Origin of the sequence: Pseudomonas sp. NPDC078416, from assembly GCF_050268485.1 — a bacterium.
In the GTDB taxonomy this organism is placed as follows: Bacteria; Pseudomonadota; Gammaproteobacteria; order Pseudomonadales; family Pseudomonadaceae; genus Aquipseudomonas.
The window spans coordinates 134,097-156,921 of sequence record NZ_JBNNGV010000008.1 but is presented as its reverse complement, the minus strand read 5'-3'; the positions used below and the strand labels follow the sequence as shown (position 1 = coordinate 156,921).

Genomic DNA, 22,825 nt, shown 5'->3' with positions numbered 1-22,825 from the left:
TCTGCGGCGTGCCTAGGTTTGCTGCCACACTTCGAATGTCGTAGGAGCGTGGCTTGTCGCGCGATCAGCTGCACAGCAGTCGTAAATCTGGCAACCCGACTTTGTCTGATGAACCGCGTTTCCCCGGGTTTGCTGCCGCTTCGCGCCAGATCGCGGGCAAGCCTCGCTCTTACATTTGATCTGCGGCGTGGCGAGGTTTTGTGCCGAGCAACAAGCGCGCTGGCTGCGAACGACAAAATGAAACATTCTTCATGGCCTTCAACCGAGTGTGACAAAACGCCACACACCCTTCGAATACAAGCATTTAGCGCACTGTTACGGATTCGGTAAATAACTGTTGCCGGATGTGCACATTTACTTAGCCGGCTATCAAAAACTATAAAGAAGGCCTGCGACGTCCTGCCGCAGATATCCAAGAGTCAGGAGTTTGCACTATGACCGTAACTGTTACTGAACGCGACGACGCCCATATCTCCCACGAAACCATCGCCGATGGCATCCAGATCTGGGATGTTCGCCAGCAAGACCAATTGGTAGGGATGTTTCATCACGAATCGGACGCACAGCGTTACGCAGCAGAGCTTGCCGAGCAAGAAGCCAAGCTACAGGCCAGTCATTCGTAATTTCGGAATCGCAGCAAAACAAAACCCGCCTCTCGGCGGGTTTTGTTGTTTGTGGGTCCGGCTCGATGGCCGATGACCAATGGCCTGTCGCGAACCTCTGCAGGAGCCGGCTGGCTGGCGAACGCAGCGTGTCAGTCTCCATGCAGGGCGACTGAAACAACGGGTTCGCCAGCAAGCCGGCTCCTACAGAAGCGGCGTCGTGTCAGTCACATCGAGATGACCATCAGGACCGTTTCGACAGCAAGCGGCTACAGGTTGAGAGCCGCCAACAGCTATCACCACATCAAATCATCCGGGATCTTGTACGCGGCGTACGGATCGTCACCCTCCGGCTCTTCGGTCGGGGCGCTGAGCATGACGATGCGGCGCGGGTCGCGCTCTTGCACCTTGAGGGCGGCTTCGCGGGGAATTACCTCGTAGGTACCGCCGTGGTGCACGATGGCCAGCGCGCCGCTGCTCAGCTTGCTGCGCATCAGGCTGTTGACCGAGAGGCGCTTGACCTTCTTGTCGTCGACGAAGTTGTAGTAATCCTCGGTGGTCAGCTTCGGCAGGCGCGTGGCTTCGATCAACTGCTTGACCTGGGCGGCACGGGCTTTCTGCTCGATCTTTTCCTGCTGCTGGCGATTCAACTCCTGGTCGCGTCTGGCTTTCTCGGCCATCGCTTCCTGGGCCGCGCGCTGGCTGGTGTCGTCCGCCACCGCCTGGCCCTTGTGCACCAGACGCTGCTCCTTCTGCTTGCTCTTGCTGGCCTGCTTCGCCTGTTTTTCATTGACCAGTCCGGCTTTCAGCAACTGGTCACGAAGGGAAATACCCGCCATCTGTCTTCTCTCTCTAAATAGTCAACTCAACCGCAGTTGGGCGTGATCTTTTCCTGACGCTTGGCTTCGCCCCAGAGCGCATCCATCTCTTCGAGGCTGCAATCTTCGATGGGGCGCCGGGTGTCGCGCAAGGCCTGTTCGATAAATCTGAAGCGCCGCTCGAATTTGGCATTGGCGGCGCGCAGGGCATTCTCCGGATCAACCTTGAGGTGCCGGGCCAGATTGACGGCAGCGAACAGCAGATCGCCGACCTCTTCGGTGATGGCGGCGCTGTCGTTGTCGGCCATGGCTTCGAGGACCTCATCGAGTTCCTCACGGACGTTATCCACCACCGGCAAGGCGTCCGGCCAGTCGAACCCGACCTGGGCGGCGCGCTTCTGCAACTTCGCTGCCCGTGACAACGCAGGCAGTACATTTGGCACGTCATCGAGCAGGGAAAGCTGCTCAGGGGCACTGGCCTTTTCGGCGCGCTCCTCGGCCTTGATCTGCTCCCAACGGTGCTTGACCTGCTCTTCGCTGAGACGCGGGGTTTCCAGCGGCGCGTACAGATCGCCGGTCGGGAACACGTGGGGATGACGGCGAATCAGTTTGCGGGTGATGCCGTCGACCACACCGTCGAACTCGAAGCGCCCTTCTTCCCGCGCCAGCTGGCAGTAATACACCACCTGAAACAACAGATCGCCGAGCTCACCGCGCAGGTCATCGAAGTCGCCACGCTCGATGGCGTCGGCCACTTCGTAGGCTTCCTCGAGGGTGTGCGGCACGATGCTCGCGTAATTCTGCTTCACGTCCCACGGGCAGCCGAATTGCGGATCGCGCAAGCGGGCCATGAGCGTGAGCAGGTCTTGGAGGCTATACATGTGGGTCTCTCTTCGTTCGCAGCGGTAAGCGGCAAGCTACAAGCTTCAAGTTATCCGCGTACGGCTTGAAGCTGATCGTTCCCACGCTCTGCGTGGGAATGCCCGCCTGGACGCTCTGCGTCCCACGAGTGACGCGGAGCGTCACGGACTGCGTTCCCACGCAGAGCGTGGGAACGATCAACCGCCGTAAAATCAAGGCGTTCTGTTACGCCGCGTTTCGATGATGTTCGGCAGTTGCGAGATGCGCCCCAGCAGACGGCCCAGCGCGTCCAGGCCCGGGATCTCGATGGTCAGCGACATCAGCGCGGTGTTGTCTTCCTTGTTCGAGCGGGTGTTGACCGCCAGCACGTTGATGCGCTCGTTGAGCAGGATCTGCGAGACGTCCCGCAGCAGGCCGGACCGGTCGTAGGCGCGGATGATGATGTCCACCGGATAGGTGAGCACCGGCACCGGGCCCCAGCTGACCTGAATGATCCGCTCGGGTTCGCGCCCGCCCAGTTGCAGCACCGAGGCGCAGTCCTGACGGTGAATGCTCACGCCGCGGCCCTGGGTGATGTAACCGACAATGGCGTCGCCCGGCAGCGGCTGGCAGCAGCCGGCCATCTGCGTCATCAGGTTGCCGACGCCCTGGATCTGAATGTCCCCGCGCTTGCCCGGTTTGTAACCCGTGGCCTTGCGCGGAATCAGCTCCAGTTGCTCGTTGCCCCGCTCCGGCTCGACCAGTTGCTGAGCCAGATTGACCAGCTGAGCAATGCGCAGGTCCCCGGCACCGAGGGCCGCGAACATGTCTTCGGCGATCTTCATGTTGGCCTTCTCGGCCAACTTGTCGAAGTCCACCTGAGGCAGCGCCAGACGCGCCAGTTCGCGCTCCAGCAGCACCTTGCCGGCAGCCACGTTCTGGTCGCGCGCCTGCAGTTTGAACCAGTGCACGATCTTCGCCCGCGCCCGGGACGTGGTGATGTAACCCAGGTTCGAGTTCAGCCAGTCGCGGCTCGGCGTACCGTGCTTGCTGGTGATGATCTCGACCTGCTCGCCGGTCTGCAGGCTGTAGTTGAGCGGGACGATGCGGCCGTTGATCTTCGCGCCACGACAGTTGTGGCCGATCTCGGTGTGCACGCGGTAAGCGAAGTCCAGCGGCGTCGCGCCCTTGGGCAAGTCAATCGCGTGGCCGTCCGGGGTGAACACGTAGACGCGGTCGGGCTCGATATCGACACGCAGCTGCTCCGCCAGTCCGCCGATGTCGCCCAGCTCTTCATGCCACTCGAGCACCTGACGCAGCCAGGAGATTTTCTCTTCGTAGTGATTGGAGCCGGATTTGACGTCGGTGCCCTTGTACTTCCAGTGCGCGCAGACGCCCAGTTCGGCTTCTTCGTGCATGGCGTGGGTGCGGATCTGCACTTCCAGCACCTTGCCCTCGGGACCGATCACCGCGGTGTGCAGCGAGCGATAGCCGTTTTCCTTGGGGTTGGCGATGTAGTCGTCGAACTCCTTGGGAATGTGCCGCCACAGGGTGTGGACGATGCCGAGGGCGGTGTAGCAATCGCGCATCTCCGGCACCAGCACGCGAACGGCGCGAACGTCGTAGATCTGGCTGAATTCCAGGCCTTTGCGCTGCATTTTTCGCCAGATCGAGTAAATGTGCTTGGCCCGGCCGCTGATGTCTGCCTTGACGCCGGTGGCCAGCAGTTCGTTCTCAAGCTGGGACATCACGTCGGTGATGAAGCGCTCGCGGTCAAGGCGGCGCTCGTGCAGCAGCTTGGCGATCTGCTTGTATTGCTCGGGCTCCAGGTAACGGAAGGACAGGTCCTCCAGCTCCCATTTGATGTGACCGATGCCCAGCCGGTGGGCCAGCGGCGCGTAGATGTCGAAGACCTCCCGGGCGACGCGGTTGCGCTTTTCATCGTCGGTGTTTTTCACCGCGCGGATGGCGCAGGTGCGTTCGGCCAGCTTGATCAGGGCGACACGCACGTCATCGACCATGGCCACCAGCATCTTGCGCAGGTTTTCGACCTGGGCCTGAGTGCCGAGCACCAGGGACTGGCGCGGACTGAGACTGGCGCTGATGGCCGCCATGCGCAGCACGCCGTCGATGAGTTTGGCGACGGTGGGGCCGAAGCGCTGGTTGACGTCGGGCAGCGAGATTTTGCCTTCGCGCACGCCGCGGTAAATCACGGCGGCGACGAGGGAATCCTGATCGAGCTTGAGGTCGGCCAGGATTTCAGCGATTTCCAGGCCCGTCTGAAAACTTGACGTGCCCTCCGCCCAGAGGTTCTTGGCGGCGTTGTCCTGTTGCTCGGCGTGCCGGGCAAATTCACAGGCCTCTTTGAGGGCCTGTCGGTCCACTGCGAGGTCGACGCTGACCACATGATCCAGCCACGCGTCGAGGTTGATACTGCCGTCTGTGTTGATCGGCTGGTGGGGTCTCACCTGTACCATGTTGCTTACCTTCCCTACGGCGCGATGAAATGCGCCTTCAGTCGCCGGCCTTCTTGAGCGCGTGCGCCTTGCGGGCCATGCAAGGTCGCGTACGCGCGGGCCAGTCGGATTAAACGAGACTCCGTGTAAGGCATCGGCATTTCCTGAGCCGCCGCCTCACTTGCTCGCTTCAAATAACGCCATCGCCTCGACATGCGCTGTCTGCGGGAACATATCGAGAATTCCGGCACGTTTTAAACGGTAGCCCTGCTTGATCAATTCAACCGTGTCGCGCGCCAGCGTTGCCGGGTTGCACGACACATAAAGGACGCGTTGAGCGCCCAGTGACTTGAGCTTGCCCACTGCTTCGAACGCACCGTCACGGGGCGGATCGAGCAGCACTGCGGCGAAACCTTCCGCCACCCAGGCCGCCTTGTCCAGTGGCTGCGACAGATCGGCCTGATAAAACTTCACGTTGCTTAAACCGTTGCCGGCGGCATTGGCCGTCGCCCGCTGAACCATGGCCTCGACGCCCTCCACGGCCACCACGTCGCGCGTCATTTGCGCCAGCGGTAGAGCGAAGTTACCAAGCCCGCAGAACAAGTCCAGCACTCGTTCGTCCTTGCCCGGCGCGAGCCAGGCCAGGGCTTGTTCGATCATCGCGGTGTTGACCTGCGCATTGACCTGCACGAAGTCGCCGGGGCGATAGGCCAGTGACAGATTCCACGGTTCCAGGCGGTAGCCCAGTGGCGCGGAAGGGTCGACCGGCTGTGGCTCGCCCTCGCCGTGCAACCACAGTTGCGCGTCATGGGTGTCGCAAAATACTTTGAGAATGGCCAGATCACTTTCAGGCAACGGCGCGGTGTGCCGCAGCAGCACGGCATGGGCCGAACCGCTGAACAGCTCGACATGCCCCAGGGCCTGAGGCTTGCTCAGACGCCGAAGCATCGGCGCCAGCGCTGTCATGATCGGTTGCAAGGCCTGTACCAGCACTGGGCATTGTTCGATGGCGATGATGTCCTGGCTCGCCGCGGCGCGGAATCCGACGTCCAGCCGCTTGGCGCGGACGTCCCAGCGCACGGCGACACGGGCGCGGCGGCGGTAGGCGAATTCTTCACCGGTCAGGGGCGCGGCCCATTCCTCCGGCTCGACCCCGGCGATGCGGCTCAATTGCTCGGCAAGCATGCTCTGTTTCAGGGCGAGCTGTTCGGCGTGGGGCATGTGCTGGGTGCTGCAACCGCCGCAACGGCCGAAATGCGGGCACGCGGCCGGGCGGCGCATGGGGCTGGCCTGGAACACGCGCTCGGTGCGGGCTTCGACGACTTTGCCGTGGGCATTGAGCACGCGGGCCTCGACCTCTTCGCCGGCCAGACTGCCCATGACAAACCAGGTGCGGCCGTCGACGAAACCGATGCCGCGACCGTCATTGGCCAGCCGCTCGATATTCAGGCGTTGTTTTTTACCGGTGGGGACCTGCGGGGTCCGGGTGCCGCCGCTGGGCTGGAAACGCAGGCCTGCATCACGCTTGGCCATCAGTTGGGCGCATCGTAGACGCCGGTCGACAGGTAACGGTCGCCGCGGTCACAAATGATCGCGACCATCACCGCGTTTTCGACTTCTTGTGACAGCCGAAGCATCCCGGCCACCGAGCCGCCCGACGACACGCCACAGAAAATGCCTTCCTCCCGTGCCAGCCGACGCATGACGTCCTCGGCTTCTGACTGGCCCATGTCCAGAATCCGGTCGACGCGGTCGGCCTGATAAATGCTCGGCAGGTATTCCTGAGGCCAGCGGCGAATGCCCGGAATCGACGCGCCGTCCATAGGCTGGAGGCCGACGATCTGGATGTTCGGGTTCTGTTCCTTGAGGAATCGCGAGGTGCCCATGATGGTGCCGGTGGTGCCCATAGAGCTGATGAAGTGGGTGACGGTGCCGCCGGTCTGCCGCCAGATTTCGGGGCCGGTGCCGACGTAATGGGCTTGGGGATTGTCGCCGTTGGCGAACTGGTCGAGCACCTTGCCATGGCCTTCAGCCTGCATGCGCTCGGCCAAATCACGGGCGCCTTCCATACCCTCTTCCTTGCTGACCAGAATCAGCTCGGCGCCATAGGCGGTCATGGCGGCCTTGCGCTCGGCGCTGGAGTTGTCGGGCATGATCAAAATCATGCGATAGCCTTTGATCGCCGCGGCCATGGCCAGGGCGATGCCGGTGTTGCCGGAGGTGGCTTCGATCAGGGTGTCGCCGGGATGGATCTGACCGCGCAATTCGGCACGGGTAATCATCGACAGCGCCGGGCGGTCCTTCACGGAGCCGGCCGGGTTATTGCCTTCGAGCTTGAGCAGCAACGTGTTGCTGGTGTTCCCGGCCATGCGTTGCAGACGCACCAGCGGGGTGTTGCCGACGCAATCGGCGATGGTTTGATACTGCAGGGTCATGGCGTGTTCGCGATCCAGACGTGCGGGGGTCGCCTATCATACCGGCAATCGCTGCCAGGCCATATCACGCAAAGTGAGGGGCTTATCGCTGAATGGAATAAGGCGTGTCCGGCTCGGCAACGTACACAATTTTCGGCCTACATAAATCCGTAGGAGCCGGCTTGCTGGCGAACGCGCTGGATCTGAAAAGAAAATGTCAACTGAACCACACTGTTCGCGGGCAAGCGCGCCCCTACACCGATCCAGGCCAGACGCAGGCCTTCCGGGATATGCAAGTATCGGTAGGAGCGTGGCTTGTCCCGCGATCTGGCGCGCAGCGGCAGCAGGCCTGCCACCGATGTTTCCCCTGATCCACCGCGCGAACCCATTCCACGACCGGTTCCCGGCCGATCGCGGGACAAGCCACGCTCCTACAAGGGGATTTGCGTTCTACGCAGATGCCTCGCCGGCAACCGCATGATCATCCTTAAGCCCTGCCCGGTGTTCTCAGCCCACAAGTCCCCGCCCTGCAGCCGCAGGGAGTTGCGCGCGATGCTCAGGCCCAGGCCGAAACCACCGTCGCCGGGGCGGGCGCCGTCCAGGCGGATGAACGGCGCGAAGATCCGCTCAAGATCCCCCTCGTCAATCCCGCCACCCTGATCTTCCAGCCACAGCAGCCAGTCATCCCCTTCACGCCGACCGTCCAGACGCACGATGCCCTCGGGCGGAGAATGACGGATGGCGTTGCGCAGAATGTTTTCCAGCGCCTGGGCCAGGGTATTGAGATGGCCACTGACCCAGCACTCACCGTCGAGATCGCAGCGCAACTGACGGGACGGCCAGCAGGTTTCGAAACAGGCGTCGTCCACCAGCATCTCCCACAGCGCCACCACCTGAATGTCCTCACCGGGCAGTTTTTCACGCTCGGTGTCGAGCCAGGCCAATTGCAGGGTGTCATCCACCAGCCGGCGCATGCCGTCCACTTCCCGGCTCAGGCGCTCGCGCAGCTCAGGCAGGGTTTGCTCGCTGTCGCACGCCACGCGCAGGCGACTCAGGGGCGTGCGCAGTTCGTGGGAGAGATCACGCAATAACTGCTGCTGAACCTGCACCGTCGAGTGCAGGCGCGCGGCCATGTGGTCAAAGGCACGGTTCAGTTCCCCCAGTTCATCCCGGCGCTCGGTCATCTGCGGGGAAAGCCGGCTGGTGAGCCGATCGGCCCGCCATGCGTTGGCCTGTTCGCGCAGTTGATTGAGCGGGCGAATCAGCAGGCGATACAGCCCGACGCACAGCAGCAGGGTGAACAGCGCGGGAATCAGCCCGTTGGTCAGGATTTGCCCGATCAGCGCATAACGTCCCGGCTTGAAGCGCTTGGGCAGTTCGATGACCAGACTGCCAGCCTCCGGGTTGCCGGGAAAGGCGATCTTCAGCCAGGGCGCAGTCTTCTGCCGCGTGCTCATGGGCCAGTCGATGCCGCGCATGAAGGTCAGGCGCTGGGACTGCTCGCGAGTCAGCGGCGTGCTGCCGAGAGACTGCAAGTCGCTGCCGATGACCCCGAGCCAGCCGGTTTCCTGCTGACGGACCTGCTGCAGCCATTCGTCGATGCCGCGCTGGCCGCCCCTGCTCCACGCTTGTTCGGCCTGCGCCGCATAGTCGTTAAGCACCTGATGGGCCTCGGCGTTCAGATAGGCGTTGCGGGTCTCGATGTAGCGGCCCCAATACCAGCTGAGCCAGATCATCAGCAGGCAGAAACCGACCAGCAGAACCGCCAGTTTCCAGAACAGCGAATGTCGGCCGGGCAGCCTTTTGAGTGGCTCAATCATTCAACACCTCAGCCATCCTGCACCGACGCCGTCAGCACGTAGCCTTTGCCCCACACCGTGCGCAGTTGCCGCGCTTGATAGCCGACGGCTTTTAGCTTGCGACGAATCTGGCTGATGTGCATGTCCAGGCTGCGGTCGTGCCGGGAATAGCCGCGCTGCAAAACGTGCTGATAAAGGAAGGCCTTGCTGAGGACGTCTTCGGGGTTGCGCCACAGGGTTTCCAGAAGGCGGTATTCGCTGCCGGTCAATTGTGCCGGGGTGCCGGCGAAGGAAACGTCGCAGCGGCCTTCGTCGAAGGTCAGACCGTCTTCGTCGGGCTTTTCGACACAGGGGTCGGGCACGCTTGGGGTCAGCGCATGGAAGCGCCGTTCAAGCTCGACCCGGCGCAGGATCGCCTCGATGCGCACGCGCAGTTCATCGACGCTGAAGGGTTTGGGCAGGTAATCGTCGGCGCCGTTCTGGAAGCCGGTGATGCGATCGGCCTCGGCGCCCAGGGCGGACATGAGGATGATCGGCACGGTGTGGCGGCGGCGCAGGTGGGTAAGGATGTCGAGGCCGTTCATGCCCGGCAGCAGGATGTCCATCACCACCACATCGAAGGATTCGCGTTGCGCACAGGCCAGCCCTTCGGCGCCGTTCTGGCACCAGGTCACCTGAAATCCGCAGCGATCGAGCTGATCATGAACGAACGCACCGAGCACGACATCGTCCTCGATGGCGAGTATGTGAGGGCGGTGGATGCTGGCGGGAGTCATTGGCGTCTGCGACTGATTCTCAAGACGCGGATTATTCAAGATTGCGCGCGGCGGGGCAATGTCGGACTGCCGAAGCGATGGGCATATTGCGTATACCAGAATGAACGGTAGGAGCGCGCTTGCCCGCGAAGGCGGTGGGTCAGGCAATCGATTCGTCACAGGCAGAATGCCTTCGCGGGCAAGCGCGCTCCTACACTGGATATCGGCAACGCAGGCAATTTACGGCGCACACAAAATCCGTAGGAGCCGGCTTGCTGGCGAATGCGTTGGATCTGAAAAGAAGATGTCGACTGGCCCAGTGGGTTCGCCAGCAAGCCGGCTCCTACGCGCTCCAAGACACCCATGGCATCCAGATTCGACGACGGATCAGCAGCCATCCGACAGCACTGCGCAGCCATCGGACAGCCGTGCGCAGGCATCCGGCCCACCCGACCGAAGCGCAAATGACTACACTGCGCAATGATTGCGCGTCAGACGCTGGATTGGCGCAGCAATTGCCTGAATTCGTGCCGGGTTGTTGGAGAAGAAGTGTGCTGAGAAAAGTGGGCATCAAAGGCCGCGTCATGCTGCTGACCCTGCTCCCGGCCTGCCTGATGGCGGCATTGCTGGGGGGTTATTTCACGTGGATGCAGCTCAGCGAGTTGCAGACCCAGCTGCTCAAGCGTGGCGAGATGATTGCCAACGAGCTGGCGCCGCTGTCCGCCGGCGCGCTGGCCAGTGGAGACCAGCCGATGCTCGAACGCATCGCCGGCCAAGTGCTGGAACAGGCCGACGTGCGTGCGGTGTCGTTCCTTGACGCCGACCGCGCGATGCTGGCCCACGCCGGACCGAGCATGATCAACCAGGCCCCCGTCGGCAACAGCACCCATATGCTGCAGCGCTCGGAAAACGACGCGACGCGCTACCTGATGCCGGTGTTCGGGCGCAGTCGCCACCTGACCGGCGACGTGGTTCCCGCCGAAGCCGACCGCCTGCTCGGTTGGGTCGAGCTGGAGCTGTCCCACAATGGCACCCTGCTGCGCGGTTATCGCAGCCTGTTCGCCAGCCTCATCCTGATTGTCCTTGGCCTCGGTCTGACCGCCATGCTGTCGCTGCGCATGAGCCGCACCATCAACGGCCCGATCACCCAGATCAAACACGTCGTCGCCCAACTCAAGGACGGCAATCTGGAGGCGCGACTGCCGCCCATGGGCAGTTACGAGCTGGATGAACTGGGGTCGGGCATCAACCGCATGGCGGCGACGTTGCAGAACGCCCAGGAAGAATTGCAGCACAGCATCGAGCAGGCCACCGAAGACGTGCGCCAGAACCTGGAAACCATCGAGATCCAGAACATCGAGCTGGACCTGGCGCGCAAGGAAGCCCTGGAAGCCAGCCGGATCAAGTCCGAGTTTCTGGCGAACATGAGCCATGAGATCCGCACGCCGCTCAACGGCATCCTCGGTTTCACCCATTTGTTGCAGAAAAGCGAGCTGACGCCGCGTCAGTACGATTACCTGGGCACCATCGAGAAATCCGCCGACAACCTGCTCAGCATCATCAACGAGATTCTGGATTTCTCGAAGATCGAGGCCGGCAAGCTGGTCCTCGACGCTATTCCGTTCAATTTGCGCGACTTGTTGCAGGACACCCTGACCATCCTCGCCCCCGCCGCCCACGCCAAACAACTGGAGCTGGTGAGCTTGGTCTATCGCGACACGCCGCTGTCGCTGGTGGGCGATCCGCTGCGGCTGCGGCAGATCCTGACCAACCTGGTCAGCAACGCGATCAAGTTCACCCGCGAGGGCACCATCGTGGCGCGGGCGATGCTGGAGGAGGAACACGACACCACCGTGCAGTTGCGCATCAGCGTGCAGGACACGGGTATCGGCCTGTCCAGTCAGGACGTGCGCGCGCTGTTTCAGGCGTTCAGCCAGGCGGACAATTCACTGTCGCGGCATTCCGGCGGCACCGGGCTGGGGCTGGTGATTTCCAAGCGGCTGGTCGAGCAGATGGGCGGCGAGATCGGCGTCGAGAGCACGCCCGGCGAAGGTTCGGAATTCTGGATCAGCCTGACGTTGCCTAAAACCCGCGACGACCTCGAAGACCTGCCCGCCCCGCCGCTGCTGGGCCGGCGCGTGGCGGTACTGGAGCATCACGATCTGTCGCGGCAGGCCCTTGAGCATCAACTGGAAGACTGCGGCCTGCAGCCGATGGTCTTCAACAATCTGGAAAACCTTATCAATGGCGTGACAGTGGTGCACCAGACGCCCCACGCCATCGACATGGCCGTGCTCGGCGTCACCGCCCACGAACTGCCGCCCGAGCGTCTGCGCCAGCAGATCTGGGACCTGGAAAACCTCAACTGCAAAGTGCTGGTGCTGTGCCCCACCACCGAACAGGCGCTGTATCAGTTCTCCGTGCCCGACGCCTACAACCAGTTGCAGGCCAAGCCTGCGTGTACGCGCAAATTGCGCCGCGCGCTGTCGGAGCTGATTCAGCCCAAGCAGTTGCGCAACGAGGTGCCGGAACCGCTGTCGAGCCGGCCGCCGCGCATTCTGTGCGTGGACGACAACCCGGCGAACCTGTTGCTGGTGCAGACCTTGCTCGAAGACATGGGCGCCAAGGTCAAGGCCGTCGACAGTGGTTATGCGGCGGTGCAAGCGGTGCAGGATGAACCCTTCGATCTGGTGCTGATGGACGTGCAGATGCCAGGCATGGACGGGCGTCAGGCCACCGAAGAAATTCGCAGTTGGGAGAGCGAGCGTCAGGCCACGTCGCTGCCGATCGTCGCCCTCACCGCCCACGCCATGGCCAACGAGAAACGCGCGCTGTTGCAGAGCGGCATGGACGATTACCTGACCAAGCCGATCAGCGAACGCCAACTGGCGCAGGTGGTGCTGAAGTGGACCGGGCTGGCGCTGCGCAATCAGGCGCCGGAACGGCATGTCGAAATCGCCCAGGGCGGCATCAACCTGCAGGTGCTCGATCACGAGGAAGGGCTGCGGCTGGCAGCGGGCAAAGCCGATCTGGCGGCGGACATGCTGGCGATGCTGCTGGCCTCACTCGCCACTGACCGCGAAGCCATCCTCAACGCCCGCGAGGCCAAGGACAACGTCGCGCTGATCGAACGCGTCCACCGCCTCCATGGCGCCACCCGTTACTGCGGCGTCCCGCAATTGCGCGCGGCGTGCCAGCGCAGTGAAACCCTGCTGAAACAGGAATCGGCGGACAGCGACAAGGCCCTGGACGAATTGGAGAAGGCCATCAGTCGCCTGGAAACCGAGGCCCGTGTGACGGCTTGATCTGGGTCACTGGTTTTTTGTTCTGTGAGGGATAGGCTGCGGGGTTCCCCGGTTTGCCGCGTGGCCTGTGGGAACCGGCTTGCTGGCGAACGCGGTGGGTCTGAAATGAAGACGTCACTGACACACCGCCTTCGCGGGCAAGCGCGCTCCTACAGGGGATCTTGGCAATGCATGCAATCGTCGGTGCACACAAGGGGTTCTCGGGAATGTTCGCAATCGTCGGCGCACACAAGGGGTTCTCGGGAATGTTCGCGATGGTCGGCGCACACAAAATCCGTAGAAGCCGGCTTGCTGGCGAACGCGGTGGGTCTGAAATGAAGAGGTCGACTGACACACCGCATTCGCGAGCAAGCTCACTCCTACAGGGGATCTTGGCACTGCACGCAATCGTCGGCATACACAAGGGGTTCTCGGGAATGTTCGCAATCTCGGCGCACACAAGGGGTTCTTGGCAATGTTCGCAATGGTCAGCGCACACAACATCCGTAGGAGCCGGCTTGCTGGCGAACGCGGTGGGTCAGGCTAAATTGATGGCGCTGACCGATCCCGTTCGCCAGCAAGCCGGCTCCTACGGTGGATTGGCGTCAGGCCCAACACGCATGTTCGACGCCACATTCCAGGCCCATCTATAAAGGAGCAACCATGCGCACGCTTATCTATAGCAGCCAGACCTACGACCGCGAGAGCTTTCTTGGTGCGATGATCGCGCCGGACATCGAACTGCATTTCCAGCCGGCGCGATTGACGCTGGACACCGTCGCCCTGGCCGATCAATACGAAGTGGTCTGCGCCTTCATCAACGATGACCTGAGTGCCCCGGTGCTGGAGCAACTGGCCGCAGGCGGCACCCAGCTCATCGCGCTGCGCTCGGCCGGTTTCAATCACGTCGACCTCGCCGTCGCCAAGCGCCTGGGCCTGGCCGTCGTGCGGGTTCCGACCTACTCGCCCCATGCCGTCGCCGAACACGCGGTGGCGTTGATCCTCTCGCTGAACCGCCATTTGCACCGCGCCTACAACCGCACCCGCGACGGCGATTTCAGCCTGCACGGCCTGACCGGTTTCGATCTGGTGGGCAAGACCGTCGGCGTGGTCGGCACCGGGCAGATCGGGGCGACGTTCGCGAGAATCATGGCGGGCTTCGGCTGCAAACTGCTGGCCTACGACCCGTACCCGAACCCGCTGGTCGAAGCCCTGGGCGCACGCTATCTGCCCCTCGACGAACTGCTCGCCGAAGCGCAGATCATCAGCCTGCATTGCCCGCTCAATGATCACACCCGGCACCTGATCAACCCGGATTCACTGTCGCGCATGCAGCACGGCGCGATGCTGATCAATACCGGGCGAGGCGCGCTGGTGAACACGCCGGCGCTGATCGACGCACTCAAGAGCGGCCAGTTAGGCTACCTCGGGCTGGACGTTTACGAAGAGGAAGCGCAGCTGTTTTTCGAAGACCGTTCGGACCTGCCGCTACAGGACGATGTGCTGGCGCGCCTGCTGACATTCCCCAATGTGGTGATCACCGCCCATCAGGCGTTTCTGACCAAAGAAGCCCTCGGCGCCATCGCCCAGACGACGCTGGATAACATCACCTCTTGGGCAGCGGGCAGCCCGCAGAATCTGGTGCAGTGAGCGCGCGTGCTGCCGGTCGCAGGGTTGTCGGCCGCGAGAATTCATCCTCTAAAGTGTTAGCATGCGCGCCTATCTGGAGACCCCCATGGCCGAACACGATTTCCGTTACAGCATGCTCACCCCGCAACACACCCTGATCGAATGCCGCAGCCTGGCCGTCGGTCGCTACCAGGTCACCGGCAACGGCGGCTCGATCAAGCCCGACGATGTGCTGCTGGTCACCGTCAAAGGCAGCAAAGAGCTGTTCATGCGCCTGAACGTGGAAAAAGTCCGCCACCTGATCAACCCGACCGGTCAGTGGGTCGCCGTTGCCAACGGCCCGGCGTTCACCGAACTGGCGATCCATCAGTGGAAAGTCAACTGCAACGACTGCGGGAAAGAACGCGACATCGAGTTCATGGTCGACGGCAAGGACGGCAAAAAAGCCCTCAAGCCTGCCGCCACCGCGCGCATTGAGGAGCTGGGCTGGAAGGTCGTCGGCGAAAACCACCTCTGCCCTGCCTGCGCGAAGAAAGCCGCATGAAACCGCTTCTGCTGACTCTGCTAGCGGCCACATTGCTGGCGGGATGCGCCACCGAGACCTCTGCCCTCAAGCAGGATCACGGCTACGTGCTGGAATGGATCGGTGAACGGCCGTTGATCGACAACAGCCACCTGACCATGACCCTGGGCAACGACGGCCGCGCCTACGGCAACGCCGGCTGCAATCACTGGTTCGCGTCATACCAGTTGCAGGGCGATACCATCACCTTCGGCCCGGTCGGCAGCACCCGCAAACTGTGCGCGCCAGCGCTGATGGAGCAGGAACACCGGTTTCTTGAAGCGATGGGCAAAGTGCAGCGCTGGGATGTGTCGCCCATCGAGCAATTGCGGCTCTGGCCTGCTCAGGGCAAACCGTTGCGGTTCTGGCTGGAAGAGGACTGATCGCATCCGGGCTGATGGATGCGTTTGCCTCAGTCACCTGCTCGCCGGCAATGGCTGAAACTCGCCGCGCTCCAGGTTTTGCACCTTGTTGCCCATGGAGTCCGTGGCATTGAGATCCGCGCCTTTGGCGGCCAGTGCGTCAAGAACATCCTTGCGATGGAACAGCGCCGCGTACATGGCCGCCGTCTGACCGGCGTTATTGCGTTGATCGGGCGCGCAGTCAGCGTCGACCAGTTGCCGGGCGATGCTGAGTTCGCCTTTGAAGATCGCCCCCATCAATGCCGTATTGCCTCGCAGATCTTTGGCGCAGGGATCGGCGCCAGCGTTCAGCAGCTGGGTGACCGCAGGTTGTTGGCCGTGGTACGAGGCGAGAATCAGTGCGGTATAGCCTCTTTCGTCCTGCACGTTCAGATCGAACTTTGCATTGATGAATTCGTTGAGCATGTCCTGGCGGCCGTCTCGGGCGGCCTGGAAAAACAGCTCTTTAAGTTGCGCCTGGGTATCGGCGGTGCTGCCGGTGTCTGACGGGGCGGCCTGGGCCACGCTCGCCGTCATACACAGCAGCAACGCATACAAGGTTCTGCGCATGTGATGTCCTCCAGAAACCCCGGCCCGCCGTGCAAACGGGCCGAGGTGGTCGGTCAGTCCTGCAGTGCAGCGGCCAGTTGCCTGACCTTGGCCAGATCGCCATTGGCAACCTTGGTCACGCCGGTGCCGTATTCCGGATCTGCCTTGTAGAGGAACGACAGCATGATGTTCTTGCTTTCGGTATCGGTGGTCGCCAGGGATTCACCAAAACTCTGAATCAGGTCCTTGCGGTCCTTCTCGCTGTAGGAACGGTACAAGTCGCCCGCTTGCTTGAAGTTTTGCTCTTTCTGGATCTTGGCTTGCTGCGTACTGCCGGACAGGGGCAGTTGGCTGTAGCGCGCCTCTTCCGCCGCTGGACGCGGATTCAGTCGGCTTGGCTCGTAGTTCACGCCGGTGGTGGTATGACCGGTATTGAGCGGGCCGTCCTGGTTGCCGTTGTTGACCTTGACCCGTGGCGCGTTGATCGGAAGGCTCAACACGTTGGGGCCGACGCGATAGAGCTGGGTATCAGCGTAGGAAAAGACCCGGCCTTGCAGCAGGCGGTCTTCCGAAGGCTCGATACCCGGCACCACGTTGGCAGGCGCCATGGCGACCTGCTCGGTTTCCTGGAAGTAGTTATCCACATTCTTGTTCAAGACCATCTGGCCGATCTTGCGCTCGGGAATGTTTGGCCAGATTTTGGTGGCATCCAGCGGGTCGAAATCGAACTTCGCTAGGTCCTCAGGCTTGACCACTTGGACGTACAGGTCCCACTTCGGAAAGTCGCCCTTGTTGATGGCGCCAACCAGATCGTGGGTCAGGTGGCTGTAGTCCTTGGACTGCACTTCAGCGACCTGCTTGGGATCGAGGTTTTTCAGGCCCTGCAGGCTTTTCCAGTGAAACTTCACATAGTTGACTTCGCCCTTGGCGTTCACCAGTTTGTAGGCGTGTACGCCGTTGCCGTCCATGGTGCGATAGCTGGCCGGTGTGCCTTCGTTGGAGTACAGCAAGGTCAACGTGCGCGTGGCTTCCGGGACGTGGGAGAAGAAGTCGAAACGTCGGGAATCGTCATCCAGGTTGGTGCGCGGGTCAGGCTTGAAGGCGTGGACCATGTCCGGGAACTTGATCGCGTCGCGGATGAAGAAGGTCGGGAAGTTATTACCGACCAGATCCCAATTGCCGTCGGCCGTGTAGAACTTGGTGGCAAAGCCGCGCGGGTCACGCAGGGTTTCAGGGGAGTGGTTGCCGTGGACGACGGCTGAAAACCGCACGAACACCGGGGTGTGCTCGCCCTTTCGGAAGACCGTGGCCTTGCTCAGGTCAGAGGCGTCGTCGGAAGCAACGAATTCACCATGCACGCCCGTACCGCGCGCATGCACGACACGCTCCGGAATGCGTTCACGGTCAAAGCGCTGGAGCTTTTGCAGCAATTGCACATCTTGCAGGAGGACCGGGCCGTTTGGGCCGGCGGTCTGGGAGTTCTGGTTATCGCCGACGGCGGCGCCGTTGTCGCGGGTCAGGGTGTCTGCGTAGGCTGCAGAACTGACCATCAGGCTCGCGCCAATCAGGCTGGCTGCGATAGGGGATCGGGGTAAGTACATCTCGCTCTCTCTCTGTTTTTGGTTGTTCTGAGAGTGAAAGCCTACGGCTAGAGCCCTGCATTCCTGAATTGGTTCTGACTATGTCCTTGATAAATTAAAAAATATTGACGTGCTGACGGGCTGGTTCGATTCGGTCAGCACGGTATTCATTGCAGTTCTGACTGCAACAGGACTGACTGCCTTAGCCCACGGGAATGACCGTTCTGCGGCGCAACAACTGCTTGCCCACCGCCTGCCCTCTGAGCTCGACATAGTGATAGGTCGCGCTGGAAATCGTCACGACCACCGTCAGAATCAGCAGCACCGTCAGGTTATTCAGCCAGACATGCCCGGTGTCCAGGTAGCGGATATCACCCAGCATCGGCGCGGCTTCAAAGCCGGTTTTCTTCTGCACCACCATAAAGGCCGAAATCACGAAGAACAGCACGGCCAGATGAGTCAGGTAGATCGAGTAGGACAACCGCCCCAGCCGCGCGAAGAATTCGTGCTTGAGCACACGAGACAGCGCCCCGCCATCAAAGGCAAACAGCACGATGGTCACGCAGAACACCGCGCTGGCTGCCAATACCTTTTGCGGCAACTCCGAGGTCAGCACCCACCAGGTGGCGATTGCCGCCAAGGCCTCCAGCACGCTGAGCAACGCAAAGCCCGGCGCTGTCCAGCGTCTCAGGCGGGTGAAAAAAGCGTAGGCCAGTGCCCCGGCGAAGAAACAGCCCAGGCCTTTCTGCGCGTAGACGGTCAATACATCGATCTGGCGGTAAAGGAGCGCAAATCCGCCGAAGGCAATGACCGCCCACAGCAGGTATCGCCGCGTAGACGCCATGAACACGGTTGCGGCGAAGACCATGTAGGTCCAGTACTCGATGCTGATGCTCCAGGACGCGGTGTTGAATGACAGGTTTTCCGTCAGGTGCGTCCAGCTTTGCAGGAGCAGGAGATTGGGAAGAATCTGCGACGGCGCGTAGATGCCGGTAAAGGGCGTCTGATTGAAGGAAAAACCTTTTTTGTAGGCGGCGTACTTGAGCACTTCCAGGCCAATGAATACCGCGAGCATGAACGCATGCAGGGGTAACAGGCGAAAGGTGCGTGAAACCAGGAAGTGACTGAAGTCCAGCTGGCGCTTGCTGCCGTAGGCGTGCGCCATGACGAAGCCGCTGAGAACGAAGAAAAACTCGACGAGCAAATCGGCGTTGGCGAAAAAGGCCCACTCCGTGATGCTGCCAACGAGATGGGTGTGGTAAAGCACCACCGCTAGTGCGCAGATCCCGCGCAAGCTGTCCAGCGCGTGAAATCGTGTCACGTCTCGCATGTAAACCCCCGATAAGTTGCCATCGCTCGAAAGCGCCTAAAGCAACCCGTCGGGGTTCGGTCGCGTTACTACCTCAGGCAGAACCATAGTGCAGGGATGGGTTTGTGCAAGGGGTGGTGGTCGACGACTTTTAGTGGGGTCGATGTGAGGGGTTGTTGAAGACCCCTTCCCGCCTCAGTCTTGCCTCGTCAGAGCGTAGTCGGGGCCATTACCGATACCCACGCGCCTGGATATCGAAGAGGCTGGCATAGCGCCCGCCGCCCGCCATCAGTTGCACGTGGGTGCCTTGTTCCAGAATCCGGCCCTGATCCAGCACGATGATATGATCAGCGTTGCGCACGCTGGAGAATCGGTGAGAAATCAGCAACGTCATGCGCCCCTTGGCGTACTCGCGGAAGTGCTCGAATACGGCAGCCTCGGCCGCAGCGTCGAGGGCGGCCGTCGGTTCATCCAGAATCAGCAGATCGGCCTCTCGGCGCATGTAGGCCCGCGACAGCGCCAGCTTTTGCCATTGCCCACCGGACAGTTCCTGCCCACCGGCGAACCAGCGCCCCAACTGCGTGTGATAGCCGTTGCTCAAGCGTTCGATGAAGTCGGCGGCGATCCCTTGAGTGGCCGCATCGCGCCAGCGGTCCTGGTCATCGAACGCGTCGACGTCACCCACCCCAAGGTTTTCGCCGACCGTCATCTGGTAGCGGATGTAGTCCTGAAAGATCACCCCGATGCGCTGATGCAGGGCTTGTTCGTCCCAGTCCTGCAAATCGCTGCCGTCCAGCAGGATCCGGCCTTCGTCAGGCGTATAGAGCCGGGTCAGCAGTTTGATCAATGTGGTTTTACCCGAGCCGTTTTCGCCCACCAGGGCCAGGCTCATACCAGGCGTCAGGTGCAGGCTGATGTCGCTGAGCGTGGAGTGCGCGGCGCCCGGATAGCGGAACCCCAGGCCCTCGCAGCGCAGGCCGTCGCCCGGGCGTGCACCGGCCTTCAGCGTGCCGCGTACAGGTGTCACCGGCACCCCGAGGTATTCGTAGAGGTCAGACAGGTACAGGCCGTCCTCGTACAAACCGGCAATCGCGCTGAGGCTGGCCGTGATGGCAACCTGGCCTTGCTTGAACAGCACCAGGTACATCGTCATCTGCCCCAGTGTGGTCTGGCCGCGCACGGTGTCCATGACCACCCAGGCGTAGGCCACGTAGAACGCGGCAGTGCCCAATAGCCCGAGGGCGAAGCCCCAGGTGTCGCGTCGCACGGTGAGCCGGCGGTCTTCGGCGTACAGGCGCGTGAAATTGTCGCGATAGCGTTGCAGCAACAACGGCGCCATGCCGAACAGCTTCACTTCCTTGGTGTGCGACTCATGGGACAGCAAGGCTTCCAGGTAATTTTGCTGGCGGGTTTCCGGGGCGCGACGCTGAAACAGGCGGAAGGCATTGCCGGAAAAATGCGTCTCGGCGAAGAACACCGGCAGCGCGCCGAGCACCAGGATCAGCAGCGCCCAAGGGGAAAAATGCACCAGCAGCACCGCGAAGCTGACCAGCGAGATCAGGTTTTGCGTAAGCCCCAAGCCCTTTGTAACGAGGCCCAGTGGCCGGGTCGAGGCGTCGCGGCGCACGCGCACCAACTTGTCGTAAAAGGCCGAGTCTTCGAACTGCAGCAGCGAAAGGGTCTGGGCCTTTTCCAGGATCATCAGGTTGACCTTCTGCCCCAACTGCACCCGCAGCAACGCCTGTTGCATTGAAAGCGCCCGTTGCGCCGCCGCCAGCAACGCCAATACGCCCGCCTCGGCCAACACGTAACGCAGGACAGGCCATACCGGCGCCTGGCTGCCATTGGCGTGGATCTGCATCGCCTGAACCACCGCATCAACGATCCGCTGGCCGATCCAGGCGGCCAGCGCAGGCAAAATGCCGGCGATCAGCGTCGCCACGATCAAGCCGCCGAACAAGGGGCGAGAAGTCGCCCAGACAAGGCCGACCGCCCTGCCGCCCTGGGTTGAAAATGCAGTCAAGCGATTGAACAACGACATTAAAGGCGCAGGCTCCGGGTTGGCGGTGACGGGGATTGTACCGGCTAGTTCGGCACGCTTCGCCGGTCTTGTTAATAGCTGTCTGGATAATCAGGGGTGATTCCGGCTTTGCATAGCGCAACACGCCCCTCAAGCAGATCGGTATACCGTGGCAAGAGTCCTGAGCCACGTCTGTATCTGAAGAAGGAACCCGCAGACAGTGACCCAGTCCAACTTCACGACCAACCAGCATGGGCACATGACAGTGTTATCAACCGTATTAGTCGTGGAAGATGACTGGCTCATCCGCAGTTTGATTCATGAAATTTTAGAAACTGAAGGCTTCGAGGTTGTAACAGCAGAAACAGGCGACGACGCTTGGGATTGGTTGTGCGAGACCTCAGGAGGAGCCGATCTACTGCTGTCCGACATCCATATGCCGGGCGGGCTGAGCGGTATTGGTCTGGCAAATCGCGTGCAAGCTCATTGGCCGCGCATCCCTGTGATCCTGTCTTCCGGAGGACGGGGGCAACAAATCCTGGAGTCTGGTTATGCGCCCCTGTTCATCCCTAAACCCTGGCACTCCCAGGATATAGGCACCATTTGCCGGCGCGCCTTGGCTTTGGCAATAAACCGAGAGTGATCCTGCCCCATCCCATGGCGGGGAGATGCTCAGGCAGGAATAATCGAGATCTTGCCGTTTCGCTCCAGGATCGCGTACTTGATCTGCTCCACCCGTTCAAAGCCCTGCTCTATCCTTGCGGCCTCCAGGATGTCGTCTTCCTGGATGCGGGCCTCGTGCATCCGATGCCGCAGGAACGCGCCGTTTTCAACGATGATCGTCGGCCCCCCATCGATCAGCTTGGCCAAGCGTTTGGAGCGTCGCTTGACGAGGGAAAGCCCGATGTCGATCACCATCAACGTCACAATGACCAGAATCGCATTGGTCACGGAGAAGTCATCGCCCAGCAGCGCTTGCTGGGTGGCTTCGCCAATGACCATCAGCAGCACGAAATCAAACGACGTCAGCTCGCCCAATGATCGTCGGCCAGAAATCTTGAAGAGCACCATCAGTGCCAGATAAATCGCACCCGCGCGTAGTACGGCATCCATTGAGCACCTATGGGTAGATGAACTGAGTGAGGGGAATGTGGCCGCCGCCAACGACACTGATCTGACTTTTAAACAGCCCGATGCCGTCGCTGCGCCATGAAATGAAGAGCGTGACGTGACCGCTCTTGTCGGTGGGGAAAGTAAGCCTCAAACCTTCAGGACTGCCCATGGAGCTGACCGGCTGCGGCTGGATAGACTCGATGCTGAAGCCATCCAGCATAGGCTTGCCAATCGACAGCGTGACCTCTTTGCCCGGCTGTCCCGTGGCCTGAACGATCATTGGATTGGTCCCGCCCGCTCGGTGGAAACGCTCGTACTGCACCGTCAGGTCACCCTGCTCACTCACCGTTTCGAGCGTGCTGAGCGGGCCTCTGGAAAACAAGCCGAGCAATGTCAGGATGACAACCCCCGTCAGCACATACCAGCCAACCCTCTGGAACTTCCAGACTTTGCGCTGCAGTGCCATGTCCTCGGCAACGGGATGTTCACGGTCCTGCATTTCCTGCTCTAAGAGGCTCATACGCATCACTCGTCTGGACTAGCGATGTGACCGCTTTGGTCTGTGTGAAGTTCTGGTGGGGTAGGCGTGTGCTGCTGATTCCGGGGGGGCGTTTGAGACGGTGAACTGATATGTGAAATCAGCGATTCGCTCTGGCTAGGGTCCGCTTTGGGTCGATAGCGTTCAGCCAACGTG

The 22,825-nt window shown here is 61.6% G+C and carries 19 protein-coding genes; 6 read left to right on the top strand and 13 right to left on the bottom strand.

Annotation, left to right across the window (positions count from 1 at the left end):
* Positions 1 to 434 precede the first annotated feature (434 nt).
* A complete protein-coding gene (locus ACQKEN_RS10930) occupies positions 435 to 623 on the top strand; it encodes a hypothetical protein (protein WP_122535701.1) in 189 nt (62 codons plus the stop codon).
* Positions 624 to 898: 275 nt separating this feature from the next.
* Here the strand turns inward: ACQKEN_RS10930 and ACQKEN_RS10925 are convergent, their stop codons facing one another.
* From ACQKEN_RS10925 to ACQKEN_RS10895, 7 genes are all read right to left on the bottom strand, one after another.
* Positions 899 to 1,441 carry a DUF2058 domain-containing protein gene (locus ACQKEN_RS10925; protein ID WP_133776341.1) on the bottom strand — a complete coding sequence of 181 codons (543 nt, stop codon included), beginning with the start codon at positions 1,439 to 1,441 and terminating at the stop codon, positions 899 to 901.
* A gap of 26 nt (positions 1,442 to 1,467) precedes the next feature.
* Positions 1,468 to 2,301, bottom strand: a complete 834-nt coding sequence (gene mazG / locus ACQKEN_RS10920) for a nucleoside triphosphate pyrophosphohydrolase (protein ID WP_427685464.1) — start codon at positions 2,299 to 2,301, stop codon at positions 1,468 to 1,470.
* Between the two features lie 192 nt (positions 2,302 to 2,493).
* Positions 2,494 to 4,737 (bottom strand): GTP diphosphokinase, encoded by a 2,244-nt coding sequence (relA, locus tag ACQKEN_RS10915; RefSeq protein WP_133776339.1) that lies wholly within the window; start codon positions 4,735 to 4,737, stop codon positions 2,494 to 2,496.
* A 156-nt stretch (positions 4,738 to 4,893) separates the two neighbouring features.
* Positions 4,894 to 6,249 (bottom strand): 23S rRNA (uracil(1939)-C(5))-methyltransferase RlmD, encoded by a 1,356-nt coding sequence (rlmD, locus tag ACQKEN_RS10910; protein ID WP_427685463.1) that lies wholly within the window; start codon positions 6,247 to 6,249, stop codon positions 4,894 to 4,896.
* Positions 6,249 to 7,151, bottom strand: a complete 903-nt coding sequence (gene cysM / locus ACQKEN_RS10905) for a cysteine synthase CysM (protein WP_427685462.1) — start codon at positions 7,149 to 7,151, stop codon at positions 6,249 to 6,251. Before cysM ends, rlmD begins: the two co-directional genes overlap by 1 nt.
* A gap of 410 nt (positions 7,152 to 7,561) precedes the next feature.
* Positions 7,562 to 8,950 (bottom strand): histidine kinase sensor domain-containing protein, encoded by a 1,389-nt coding sequence (locus ACQKEN_RS10900; protein WP_427685461.1) that lies wholly within the window; start codon positions 8,948 to 8,950, stop codon positions 7,562 to 7,564.
* Positions 8,951 to 8,958: 8 nt separating this feature from the next.
* Positions 8,959 to 9,705 carry a response regulator transcription factor gene (locus ACQKEN_RS10895; RefSeq protein WP_427685460.1) on the bottom strand — a complete coding sequence of 249 codons (747 nt, stop codon included), beginning with the start codon at positions 9,703 to 9,705 and terminating at the stop codon, positions 8,959 to 8,961.
* Between the two features lie 530 nt (positions 9,706 to 10,235).
* Here ACQKEN_RS10895 and ACQKEN_RS10890 point away from each other — a divergent pair.
* From ACQKEN_RS10890 to ACQKEN_RS10875, 4 genes are all read left to right on the top strand, one after another.
* Positions 10,236 to 12,989 (top strand): response regulator, encoded by a 2,754-nt coding sequence (locus ACQKEN_RS10890; protein WP_427685459.1) that lies wholly within the window; start codon positions 10,236 to 10,238, stop codon positions 12,987 to 12,989.
* 642 nt (positions 12,990 to 13,631) lie between these two features.
* The gene (locus ACQKEN_RS10885; RefSeq protein WP_427685458.1) at positions 13,632 to 14,618 is read left to right on the top strand and encodes a 2-hydroxyacid dehydrogenase; all 987 of its coding nucleotides are present in this window, start codon (positions 13,632 to 13,634) and stop codon (positions 14,616 to 14,618) included.
* A gap of 85 nt (positions 14,619 to 14,703) precedes the next feature.
* Positions 14,704 to 15,141: a hypothetical protein gene (locus ACQKEN_RS10880; protein WP_065992852.1), complete on the top strand. Its 438-nt coding sequence runs from the start codon at positions 14,704 to 14,706 to the stop codon at positions 15,139 to 15,141.
* Entirely contained in the window at positions 15,138 to 15,542 is a 405-nt protein-coding gene (locus tag ACQKEN_RS10875; RefSeq protein ID WP_427685457.1) for an META domain-containing protein, read from the top strand. Before ACQKEN_RS10880 ends, ACQKEN_RS10875 begins: the two co-directional genes overlap by 4 nt.
* Positions 15,543 to 15,575: 33 nt before the next feature.
* Here ACQKEN_RS10875 and ACQKEN_RS10870 read toward each other — a convergent pair whose 3' ends face one another.
* The 4 genes from ACQKEN_RS10870 to ACQKEN_RS10855 all read right to left on the bottom strand — a co-directional run bounded on the left by ACQKEN_RS10870 (position 15,576) and on the right by ACQKEN_RS10855 (position 21,039).
* The gene (locus tag ACQKEN_RS10870; protein WP_427685456.1) at positions 15,576 to 16,130 is read right to left on the bottom strand and encodes an ankyrin repeat domain-containing protein; all 555 of its coding nucleotides are present in this window, start codon (positions 16,128 to 16,130) and stop codon (positions 15,576 to 15,578) included.
* 53 nt (positions 16,131 to 16,183) lie between these two features.
* Positions 16,184 to 17,659, bottom strand: a complete 1,476-nt coding sequence (gene katB, locus ACQKEN_RS10865; protein WP_427685470.1) for a catalase KatB — start codon at positions 17,657 to 17,659, stop codon at positions 16,184 to 16,186.
* A 232-nt stretch (positions 17,660 to 17,891) separates the two neighbouring features.
* Complete coding sequence (locus ACQKEN_RS10860) at positions 17,892 to 19,019, bottom strand: acyltransferase family protein (protein ID WP_427685455.1); 1,128 nt, start codon at positions 19,017 to 19,019, stop codon at positions 17,892 to 17,894.
* A 208-nt stretch (positions 19,020 to 19,227) separates the two neighbouring features.
* Positions 19,228 to 21,039 carry an ABC transporter ATP-binding protein gene (locus ACQKEN_RS10855; RefSeq protein WP_427685454.1) on the bottom strand — a complete coding sequence of 604 codons (1,812 nt, stop codon included), beginning with the start codon at positions 21,037 to 21,039 and terminating at the stop codon, positions 19,228 to 19,230.
* Positions 21,040 to 21,238: 199 nt separating this feature from the next.
* Between ACQKEN_RS10855 and ACQKEN_RS10850 the strand changes: the two genes are divergently transcribed.
* Entirely contained in the window at positions 21,239 to 21,661 is a 423-nt protein-coding gene (locus ACQKEN_RS10850; RefSeq protein ID WP_427685453.1) for a response regulator, read from the top strand.
* A 29-nt stretch (positions 21,662 to 21,690) separates the two neighbouring features.
* Here ACQKEN_RS10850 and ACQKEN_RS10845 read toward each other — a convergent pair whose 3' ends face one another.
* Positions 21,691 to 22,131 (bottom strand): DUF421 domain-containing protein, encoded by a 441-nt coding sequence (locus ACQKEN_RS10845; protein ID WP_346630636.1) that lies wholly within the window; start codon positions 22,129 to 22,131, stop codon positions 21,691 to 21,693.
* 7 nt (positions 22,132 to 22,138) lie between these two features.
* Entirely contained in the window at positions 22,139 to 22,657 is a 519-nt protein-coding gene (locus ACQKEN_RS10840; protein WP_427685452.1) for a hypothetical protein, read from the bottom strand.
* Between the last annotated feature and the right edge of the window lie 168 nt (positions 22,658 to 22,825).